The organism is Pseudonocardia sp. McavD-2-B (genome assembly GCF_024124365.1).
Classification (GTDB): domain Bacteria; phylum Actinomycetota; class Actinomycetes; order Mycobacteriales; family Pseudonocardiaceae; genus Pseudonocardia; species Pseudonocardia alni.
In genome coordinates this window covers 1-9,889 of the sequence record NZ_JAMXSG010000225.1, presented here as the reverse complement: position 1 = coordinate 9,889, position 9,889 = coordinate 1, and the positions used below count along the sequence as shown (strand labels likewise).

The 9,889-nt window shown below is 73.6% G+C and carries 8 protein-coding genes and 1 pseudogene; 1 reads left to right on the top strand and 8 read right to left on the bottom strand.

Annotation, left to right across the window (positions count from 1 at the left end; all coding sequences use genetic code 11):
* Positions 1-225: 225 nt before the first annotated feature.
* The 8 genes and pseudogenes from NH602_RS23350 to NH602_RS23315 form a co-directional block, all read right to left on the bottom strand.
* Positions 226-1,830 (bottom strand): annotated as a pseudogene (locus tag NH602_RS23350) (cation acetate symporter); the annotation flags it as partial.
* A complete protein-coding gene (locus NH602_RS23345; RefSeq protein ID WP_256495560.1) occupies positions 1,827-2,192 on the bottom strand; it encodes a DUF485 domain-containing protein in 366 nt (121 codons plus the stop codon). The gene NH602_RS23345 and the pseudogene NH602_RS23350, both read right to left, overlap by 4 nt.
* Before the next feature lie 155 nt (positions 2,193-2,347).
* Positions 2,348-3,634 (bottom strand): thymidine phosphorylase, encoded by a 1,287-nt coding sequence (locus NH602_RS23340; protein ID WP_179761852.1) that lies wholly within the window; start codon positions 3,632-3,634, stop codon positions 2,348-2,350.
* Complete coding sequence (locus NH602_RS23335) at positions 3,631-4,032, bottom strand: cytidine deaminase (RefSeq protein ID WP_073576845.1); 402 nt, start codon at positions 4,030-4,032, stop codon at positions 3,631-3,633. The genes NH602_RS23340 and NH602_RS23335 overlap by 4 nt, the downstream gene beginning before the upstream one ends.
* A gap of 39 nt (positions 4,033-4,071) precedes the next feature.
* The gene (locus NH602_RS23330; RefSeq protein WP_100878700.1) at positions 4,072-5,307 is read right to left on the bottom strand and encodes an ABC transporter permease; all 1,236 of its coding nucleotides are present in this window, start codon (positions 5,305-5,307) and stop codon (positions 4,072-4,074) included.
* On the bottom strand, positions 5,304-6,383 hold the full coding sequence (locus tag NH602_RS23325; RefSeq protein WP_062397669.1) for an ABC transporter permease: 1,080 nt from the start codon (positions 6,381-6,383) through the stop codon (positions 5,304-5,306). Before NH602_RS23325 ends, NH602_RS23330 begins: the two co-directional genes overlap by 4 nt.
* A complete protein-coding gene (locus NH602_RS23320; RefSeq protein WP_073576401.1) occupies positions 6,380-7,891 on the bottom strand; it encodes an ABC transporter ATP-binding protein in 1,512 nt (503 codons plus the stop codon). The genes NH602_RS23325 and NH602_RS23320 overlap by 4 nt, the downstream gene beginning before the upstream one ends.
* Complete coding sequence (locus NH602_RS23315) at positions 7,888-9,036, bottom strand: BMP family protein (RefSeq protein ID WP_161151581.1); 1,149 nt, start codon at positions 9,034-9,036, stop codon at positions 7,888-7,890. The genes NH602_RS23320 and NH602_RS23315 overlap by 4 nt, the downstream gene beginning before the upstream one ends.
* A gap of 194 nt (positions 9,037-9,230) precedes the next feature.
* Here NH602_RS23315 and NH602_RS23310 point away from each other — a divergent pair, with 194 nt between their 5' ends.
* Positions 9,231-9,680, top strand: coding sequence for an SRPBCC family protein (locus tag NH602_RS23310; protein WP_253068909.1), 450 nt, complete (start codon positions 9,231-9,233; stop codon positions 9,678-9,680).
* Positions 9,681-9,889: the final 209 nt, after the last annotated feature.

Sequence of the window (9,889 nt, the reverse complement as noted above, 5' to 3'; positions counted from 1 at the left end):
GGGCCCGGCCGGGCCCCGGTGCACCGCGGGACCGGCCGGGCCCGGGTGGGCCGCAGGACCGTCGGGGCGCGGGTGGGCACCGTGACCGGCGGGGGCCGGGTGGACTCCGTGACCGGCGGGGTCCGGGTGGGCTCCGTGACCGGTGGGGACCGGGGTTACGCCGTGACCGGCGGGGGCCGGGTGGGCACCGTGGCCGGTGGGGAGCGGCGCCGGCAGGCCCTCGGGCACCGCACGTTGCAGTCCGGCCCCGGTCAGCGCCCGGACCGACATCTGCGCATGCCCGGCGGCGTCGGGGCGTTCGCGGCCCAGGACGGAGCCGAGGTAGCCGAGCAGGAAGCCCACCGGGACCGACACCAGGCCCGGGTTCGCCAGCGGGAACCACGCGAAGTCGAGGTCGGGCAGCATCGCCGTCGGCGCCCCGGACACCGCGGGCGAGAACACGATGAGTGTCAGCGTGACGGTGAGGCCGCCGTACATGCTCCACAGGGCACCGGTCGTGGTGAACCCCTTCCAGAACAGCGAGTACAGCAGCGTCGGCAGGTTCGCCGAGGCGGCCATCGCGAAGGTCAGGGCGGCCAGGAACGCGATGTTCTGGCCGTTGGCCAGGATGCCCCCGGCGATGCCGACGAGCCCGATGACGACGGTGGTCAGCCGGGCGACGCGGACCTCCTCGGCCGCGGTGGCCTGCCCGCGGCGCAGCAGCTGGGCGTACACGTCGTGGGCGAACGCGGCCGCGGCGGTGATCATCAGACCGGCGACGACCGCGAGGATCGTCGCGAAGGCGACCGCCGAGACCAGCGCCAGCATCACCGGCCCGCCGATCTGCAGTGCCAGCAGCGGCGCCGCCGAGTTCACCCCGCCTGGCGCGGCGAGGATCGCCTCCGGCCCGACCAGCGCCGTGGCGCCGTACCCGAGCGCCAGTACCAGCAGGAAGAACGCGCCGATCAGCCAGATCGCCCACACGACCGACTTCCGGGCCTGCCGGGCGTCGGGGACGGTGTAGAAGCGCATGAGGATGTGCGGGAGCCCGGCCACACCGAGGACACCGCCGACGGCCAGTGACAGCAGGTCCAGGTTGGCCGTCAGGCCACCGCCGTACAGCAGCCCCGGGGACAGCACGGCCTCGCCGCGCGGGTGGTTCGCGACCGCCGCGGTCAGCAGCGCGGGCAGGCTCAGACCGGTCGTGCCGAGCACGAACGCGGCCATGATCATCCCGGTCGCCAGCAGCAGGACCGCCTTCACGATCTGGATCCAGGTCGCGCCGCTCATCCCGCCGATCAGCACGTACCCGATGACCACGGCCCCGACCCCGGCGATCGTCGCGGACTGCCCGGCGCGGTCGGTGATGTTCAGCAGCAGCGCGAGCAGGCCGCCCGCGCCCGCGAGCTGGCCGAGCAGGTACAGCGTGGAGATCACCACCGCCGAGGTCGCGGCGGCCGCGCGCACCGGGCGCTGCCGCAACCGGTAGCTGAGGACGTCGGCCATCGTGTAGCGACCGGTGTTGCGCAGCATCTCGGCGACGAAGAACAGCGCCACCAGCCAGGCGACGAAGGCGACGACGGCGTAGAGGAACCCGTCGGGACCGGCGACGGCGACCGCGCCGACGATGCCGAGGAACGTCGCGGCCGACAGGAAGTCCCCGGACAGGGCCAGGCCGTTCTCCGGACCGGTGAAGCCGCTGCCCCCGGTGTAGTAGTCCCGGGCCGCCGACGAGCGCCGCCGCACCCGCAGCACCAGGACGAAGGCCAGGAGGATGAACGACGAGAAGACCAGGATGTTGAGCAGCGGGTCCCCGGGGGCCGGGGACACGGCCGCGACGGCTGCGGTCACCGGTGGCCCCGCTCGAGACGCTCACGGATCTCGTCGGCGAGCGGGTCGAGCCGGCGGCCGGCGTACCGGACGTACAGCGCGGTGATCGCGAACGTCGTGACGAACTGCCCGATGGCCAGCACCAGCGCCAGCGTGAGGTCGCCGAGCACCCGGGTGCCGAGCAGCCCGGGCGCCCAGGCGCTGAGCCCCACGAACAGGAACAGCCAGCCCAGGAAGCCCGCGGTCGCCGGCAGCACGAAACGCAGCAGGCGCGCGCGGAGCTCGCGGAAGTCCTCGCTCGCCTCGGCCGCGGTCCAGACGTCGGGGCCCGCCGTCACCCCCGCGCGGTCCGGTGACACGGGGACGTGGCTGGGGGACGGCATCGTCGCCGGCGAACGGTTCACACTGTGCGTAACGGACGGAGACACCGAGAGTTACGTTTCGGCACGAATGCGGCACGCGGACGCAGGAAGATCTGTCACGTCCCGTCAGCCACCTGACGCCGTTCGGGGTCGCATGCGACCCCGGCCGGGCCGGGTCAGCTGCCCCGGCGGACGTCGAGGACGAGGTCCCGCTCGGGCGGCGGGTCCGTGGTGATCATCAGTGCCGCTCCCGCGAGCAGCCGGCGGGCGGTGGGGAGCCGGGCGTCGTCGTCGGTGTGCAGCTCGGCGAGCGGGGTGCCGGGACGGACCTCGTCGCCCGGGTCGACCAGCAGCCGGACCCCGGCCCCGGCCTGTACCGGGTCCTCCTTGCGGGCGCGCCCGGCTCCGAGCTTCCAGGCCGCCGTGCCGACGGCGAGCGCGTCGGCCCCGGCGAAGATCCCGGACCGCTCGGCGACGACCGTCTCGACGTGCGCGGCCACCGGCAGCGGTGCGGACGGGTCCCCGCCCTGCGCGGCGATCATCCGCTCCCACACGTCGTACGCGGCACCGGAGGCGAGCACGGCGGCCGGGTCGGCGTCGGGCAGACCGGCGAGGGCGAGCATCTCCGTGGCCAGCGCGACGGTGAGCGACACCAGGTCCGCCGGTCCCCCACCACGCAGCACCTCGACCGACTCGGCGACCTCCAGGGCGTTGCCGACGCAGCGGCCCAGCGGGCGGGACATGTCGGTGAGCAGCGCGGTGGTCGGGAGGCCGTGGGCGGCCCCGATCGCGGTCATCGCGTCGGCGAGCTCCCCGGCGCGCGGCAGGGTCTTCATGAACGCGCCGGACCCCACCTTCACGTCGAGGACCAGCCCGCCGGTGCCCTCGGCGAGCTTCTTGCTCATGATCGAGCTGGCGATCAGCGGGACGGACTCGACGGTGCCGGTGACGTCGCGCAGCGCGTAGAGCCGCTTGTCGGCGGGGGCGAGCGTGGGCGTCGTCGCGCAGACGACCGCGCCGACCTCGCGCAGCTGCGCGGTGATCTCGTCGGTGGTCAGCGAGGCGCGCCAGCCGGGGACGGCCTCCAGCTTGTCCAGGGTGCCGCCGGTGTGGCCGAGCCCGCGTCCGGACAGCTGCGGCACCGCCGCCCCGCAGGCCGCGACGAGCGGCGCCAGCGGCAGCGTGATCTTGTCCCCGACGCCGCCGGTGGAGTGCTTGTCGACCAGCGGGCGTCCGACGTCGCCGAAGTCGAGGACCTCGCCGGAGTCGATCATCGCCTGGGTCCAGTGCGCGATCTCGCCGGGCTCCATGCCGTTGAGCAGGATCGCCATGGCCAGCGCGGCCATCTGCTCGTCGGCCACCTCGCCGCGGGTGTAGGCGTCGACCACCCAGTCGATCTGGGCCCTCGACAGCGTGCGGCAGTCGCGCTTGGCCGCGATGACCTCGACCGCGGAGAAGCTCACGGGAGATCCTCCGGGCCGAACGCGTCGGGCAGCACCTCGGTGAACGGCAGCACCCCGCGCGGGGTGTCGCAGAGCAGGGCGGCGCCGCCGAACTCGTGGAGCACCTGGCGGCAGCGTCCGCACGGCATGAGCAGGTCGCCGTCGCCGGAGCGGCAGGCGACCGCGAGCAGCCGTCCGCCGCCGGAGAGGCGCAGCTGCCCGGCGAGGGTCACCTCTGCGCAGACGCCGAGACCGTAGGAGGCGTTCTCGACGTTGCAGCCGGTGACCACCCGCCCGTCGTCGACGAGTGCGGCCGCGCCGACGCGCAGCCGGGAGTACGGCGCGTACGCCCAGGCCGCGGCCTGCACCGCGGCGGCCCGCAGGGCGTCCCAGTCCGGGACGGGCGCGTCGGGCCGCATCATGTCCGCGCCCGCTCCGGACGGTCCCCCGCCTGCCATCTAGCGTCCCTCCCCGCGCCGGTACGGCTCGCCGAGCCGGGCCGGTGGTCGTAGTCGTTGCGAGGCCGCCGCGAGCACGATCAGCGTGACGAGCTGCGGGGCGTAGGAGGCGAACTCGCTGGGCACGGTGTCGACCGACCAGTAGACCGCGTACACCAGCAGCCCCGCGACGAGCGCGACGGCGGCGGCGGTCCACATCCGGCGGATCGCCCACAGCACCGCGACGACGACCGCGACCAGCGTCGCGCCGTAGAGCAGCGCGTGCACCGCCTCACCGCCGGCACGCAGCTGCAGGCCGTCGACGTAGCCGAACAGCGCCGAGCCGACGAGCAGCCCGGCGGGCCGCCAGTTGCCGAAGATCATCGCGGCGAGGCCGATGTACCCGCGGCCGCCGACCTGGTTCTCCAGGTAGCCGAGCTGGCCGGGGTTGAGCACCAGGGCCGCACCGCCGAGCCCGGCGAGCGCGCCGGAGATCGTGACCGCGACGTACTTGTGCAGCACCACGTTCACGCCGAGCGACTCCGCCGCGACCGGCGACTCACCCGCGCTGCGCAGCCGCAGCCCGAACGCCGTCCGCCACAGCACGAGGTAGCTCACCGGGACCAGCGCGACCCCGATGACCAGGATCGGCGTCAGGCCGGTGACCAGCCCGGACAGCAACCCGGCGAGGTCGGAGACGAACACCCGTTGCTGGGCCTCCAGCGCCGCGAGGCCCTCGGAGACCCCGGGGATCGAGAACTCGGTGAAGCCCTCCAGCCGCGGGGACTGGCGCGGGTTCTGCGAGACCGGGGTGAAGACCAGCGTCGCCAGGTACTTCGTCAGCCCCGTCCCGAGCAGGGTGATCGCGACGCCGGAGACGATGTGATTGACGTTGAACGTCACCGTCGCGACGGCGTGCAGCAGCCCGCCGAGCGCGCCGAACACCAGCCCGCCGAGCATCGCCGCCCACGGCCCCCACTGGTAGCCGGCCCAGGCCGCGCCCCAGGTGCCGAGCACCATCATGCCCTCGAGGCCGATGTTGATGATTCCGGCGCGTTCGGCCCAGAGGCCGCCCAGGCCGGCGAGCAGGATCGGCAGCCCCAGCCGCACCGCGGCGGACGCGGTGCCACCGGAGGTCAGCTGGATCTGGCCGGTCAGCGTCACCGTGACCGACAGGACGGCGACGAGCACGGCCGCGATCAGCGCCGACCGGGCCCAGCCGGGCAGGGACCGCGCACGATCCAGCACCGCGGTCACGACGACACCTCCGCCGGTTGTGGTGCGGGGGCCGCCGCGGCGACCCGCCGTTGCTCGGCCCGGCGCTCGACCCGGCGGACGACCTCGTAGGCGACGACCACCGACAGCACGATCAGGCCCTGCATGATCAGTACGATCTCCCGCGGGATGCCGACGACGTCGAGCGCCACCGCGGACTTGTCCAGGAACGCCCACAGCAGCGCGCCCAGCGCGATGCCGACGGGGTGGTTGCGGCCCAGCAGCGCGATCGCGATGCCGGTGAAGCCGTAGCCCTGCGGCGAGGACAGCGTGTAGGCGTGGTCGCGCCCGAGCAGCTCGGGCAATCCGACCAGCCCGGCGACCGCACCGGAGAGCAGCAGCGCGACGACGATCGTGCGGCGCGCGTTCACCCCGCCGGTCGCGGCGGCCGTCGCCGACTCGCCCGAGGCGCGCAGCTCGAAGCCGAACCGGGTGCGTCCGAGCAGGAACCAGTAGCCGATGCCCAGCGCGGCCGCGACGAACACCATCCCGAAGATCGCGCCGTTGCCGACCGGGATCCCGGGGAACCAGCCCGACTCGGGGATCGGCGGGGTGGTGATGTTGTTGCCGCGCAGCTCGCCGAAGGTCTCGGCGCGGATCAGGTAGGCGATCAGCCCGGTGGCGATCGCGTTCAGCATGATCGTCGAGATGACCTCGGAGACGCCGCGGTAGGCCTTGAGCAGCGCCGGGATCGCGACCCAGGCGGCGCCGGTCAGCAGCGCCACCACCATGATCAGCACGGTGTGCAGGACGGGCGGGAGCGCCACCGTCCCGCCGACGATCGCGGCGACGCAGGCGGCGACCCGGAACTGGCCCTCGACGCCGATGTTGAACAGCCGCATCTGGAAGCCGATCGCGACGGCCAGGGCGGCGAGGTAGTAGACGGCGGCGGAGTTCACGGTGTCCACGACGACCGTGCCCGACCCGACCTGCGCGAGGATGGTGGTGACCGCCGTCCACGGCGACGCCCCGCTGATCACGAGTGCGACCCCGCAGAGCAGGGCGGCGACCGCGATCGCGAGGACGGGCGCGACGACGGCGCCCCGCAGCCGGCTCACGTGGCGGCTCCGGTCATCTTGGTACCCAGCTCCTCGGGGGTCACGGTCGCGGGATCGGCGGTGCCGACCAGCCGCCCGCCGGAGATGACGGCGAGGGTGTCGGACAGGCCGATCAGCTCGTCGAGGTCGGCCGAGACCAGCAGCACCGCGAGCCCGGCCGCGCGGGCGCGGCGCAGCTCGGCCCAGATGCCTGCCTGTGCGCCGACGTCGACACCGCGGGTCGGGTGGGCCGCGATGAGCAGTACCGGGTCGCCGGACAGCTCCCGTCCGACGACGAGCTTCTGCTGGTTGCCACCGGACAGCGCGGCCGCCATGACGTCGATTCCGGGGGTACGCACGTCGAAGTCGCGCACGATCCGCTCGGTGTCGGTGCGCGCGGCGGCGGTGTCCAGCAGCCCGCGCCGGGCGATCGGCGGTCGGGACTGGAACCCGAGGATCCGGTTCGCCCACAGCGGCTGCTCGCCGAGCAGGGCGTGGCGGGACCGGTCCTCGGGGACGTAGCCGATGCCGGCCTCGCGGCGGGCCATCGTGGAGTTCGCCGAGATGTCGGTGCCGTTCAGCAGCACCCGGCCACGGGCGTGCCTGCGCATCCCCATGACCGTCTCGACGAGCTCGGTCTGGCCGTTGCCCTCGACGCCGGCGATGCCCAGCACCTCACCGGCGTGCACGACGAGGTCGACGCCGTCGAGCAGGTCGCGGCCGCCGTCCGGGCTCGTCAGCCCGAGGCCCTCGACGCGCAGCACCTCGCGGTCGGTCACGGTCGACTCGCGGGTCTCCGGCGAGGGCAGCTCCGAGCCGACCATCATCTCCGCCAGCTCGCGGTTGGTCACGGTCAGCGGGTCCGCGGTGCCGACCGTGCGGCCGCGGCGGATCACGGTGATCCGGTCGGCGACGGCGCGGACCTCGTCGAGCTTGTGCGAGATGAACAGGAACGTGTAGCCGTCGCCCTGCATCCGGCGCACGGTCGCGAACAGCTCGTCGACCTCCTGCGGGACCAGCACCGCGGTCGGCTCGTCGAGGATCACCGTGCGGGCGCCGCGGTAGAGCACCTTCAGGATCTCGATGCGCTGCCGGTCGGCGACGCCGAGGTGCTCGACGAGCGCGTCCTGCCGGGCGGCGAGCCCGACGGTCGCGGACAGCTCGGTGATCCGCGCCCGGGCCGCCTTCCCGATGCCGTGCAGGCGCTCGGCGCCGAGCAGCACGTTCTCGGCGACGGTCAGGTTGTCGGCCAGCATGAAGTGCTGGTGGACCATCCCGATCCCCGCGGCGATGGCGTCGGCGGGGCTGCGGAAGTGCGTGTCCGCCCCGTCGACGACGATCGTGCCCTCGTCGGGCGTCTGCATCCCGTAGAGGATCTTCATCAGGGTCGACTTGCCGGCCCCGTTCTCGCCGCAGAGGGCATGGACCTCACCGTGGGTGACGGTGAGGTCCACGCCGTCGTTCGCGACGACGCCGGGGAACCGCTTGGTGATCCCGCGCAGTTCGACCGCGTGGCGCTCGTCGGTCACTTCGTGGACGTGACGTCGATCTGTCCGGCGATGATCGCGGCCTTGTACGCCTCGAGCTGCGGGACGATGTCGTCGACCTGGCCACCGGAGGTGGAGTAGCCGACACCGTTGTTGGCGAGGTCGAATCGCGCCGGGAGCGTCGCGACGGCGTTGCCCGCGACCGCGTTGATGTACTCGTAGACCGCCACGTCGACCCGCTTGATCATCGACGTCATGATCGTGTCGCGGACCTGCGTCAGCTGCGGCGAGTTGTACTGGTCGGAGTCGACGCCGATGGCCTTCTTCTGCGCGGTCTGCGCGGCCGCGAAGACACCCTGGTTCGACTGGCCCGCCGCGGCGAAGGCGATGTCGGCGCCGCCGTCGTACTGGCCGGATGCGATCTCGGTGGCGCGGGTGGCGTCGTTGAAGCCGGTGAAGTCGCCGGCCGGGGAGATGTAGGCAGACTCGACGTCGATCTGCGGCGCGACGGCCTTGGCACCCTGCTCGTAGCCGGCGTCGAACTTCTGGATCAGCGGGTTGTCGACGCCGCCGATGAACCCGACCTTGCAGGTCGAGGTCTTCAGCGCGGCCGCGGCGCCGACCAGGAACGAGCCCTGCTCCTCGGCGAAGACCAGCGGCTTGACGTTGGGCAGGTCGACCGTGTCGTCGTCGACGATGGCGAACTGGATGTTCGGGAACTCGGTCGCGACGGTCTTCACGCCGGTGGCGTAGTTGAAGCCGACCGCGACGATCGGGTTGAACCCGCCCTGGGCGAGCTGGCGGAGGCGGTTGGTGCCCGCGTCCTCGCTCTCCCCCGCCTGGGCTGTCGCCTCGCGCGTGTTGGCCTTCTGGAGCCCCAGCTCGGCGACGGCGCGGTCGAGGCCGGCGGCCGCCGCGTCGTTGAACGAGGCATCGCCACGGCCGCCGATGTCGTAGGCCAGCCCGACCTTGAGCCGGCTCGCGTCCGCCTTCGGAGCCTCCGGCGCCGGCTGGGCCGAGGCTGCCGGGACCGACGGCGGCGCGACGCGCTCGCACTCCCCGGCCTGGGCGCCGTCGCCCCCGCCGGTGTCGCGGGCACAGCCCGCGAGCGTGAGTGCCGCCGCGGCCACGAGCGCGATCGCGGTCGCGTACCGGCCCCTGCCTCCGATGCGCTGGTTGATCCGCACGAGGTGACCTCCCCCTCCGGCGCCACCGCTCGGCGGCGCATGTCCGGACGGGACGGTAACCGCTGGACAACGGTTTCGGCAGAACTCGAAACACGGCCGTGACGCGGAATCGTCGAGCGGTTGACGGACGGTACCGTCCGCACACCCGGACGATCTTGTACCCGGGAGGTGACAGCAGTCTCGGAGGAGGATCGATGGATCGCGCGGAACGTACGGTGCAGGCCCCACCGGAGCGGGTGTGGGAGCTGGTCTCGGACATCACCCGGGCCGGTGAGTGGAGCCCGGAGGCCACCGGGGGACGGTGGCGCGGCGACGCGACGGGGCCCGCCGTGGGCGCCAGGTTCACCGGCGGGAACCGGCGCGGCCGGATCCGCTGGTCGACCCACTGCCGGGTCACCGAGTGCGAGCCGGCCCGCCGGTTCACCTTCGTGGTCGGCGAGTCGAAGACGGCCTGGGGCTGGGTCCTGGAGCCGGCCGGGGACGGGGCGACGACCGTCGTCGCCTGGCGGGAGAAGACCGGCGAGGCTGCGCTGCCGGTACGGCTGCTGCAGCGCAGCGGGATCCTGGGCCGGGACCGCGAGGCCCTGATGCGCGACGGGCTGGAGCACAGCCTGGACCGGGTCAAGGAGATCGTCGAGCGCTGACCGTGCCGCGGGGCGCGGTCCGTGGTGCCGGGCCCGCAGCGGGCGGCCCGTTCCGCCGGGCCGTGGGTCATGCTGCAACGGTGACGACCCCCGCCGGCCCGGGTTCCCCGCGCCGACCCGCCGCCCGGCTGCTCGTTCCCGTCGTCGTGGCGCTCGCGCTGGCCGGGGCGGCGGGCACGGCACCGGTCGCCTCCGCCGCTCCGGTCGCG

Bases quoted from the DNA above. Each gene is read 5' to 3' on its own strand.
- NH602_RS23345 (WP_256495560.1), bottom strand. From the start codon at position 2,192: ATGCCGTCCCCCAGCCACGTCCCCGTGTCACCGGACCGCGCGGGGGTG.
- NH602_RS23335 (WP_073576845.1), bottom strand. From the start codon at position 4,032: ATGCGGCCCGACGCGCCCGTCCCGGACTGGGACGCCCTGCGGGCCGCC.
- NH602_RS23310 (WP_253068909.1), top strand. From the start codon at position 9,231: ATGGATCGCGCGGAACGTACGGTGCAGGCCCCACCGGAGCGGGTGTGG.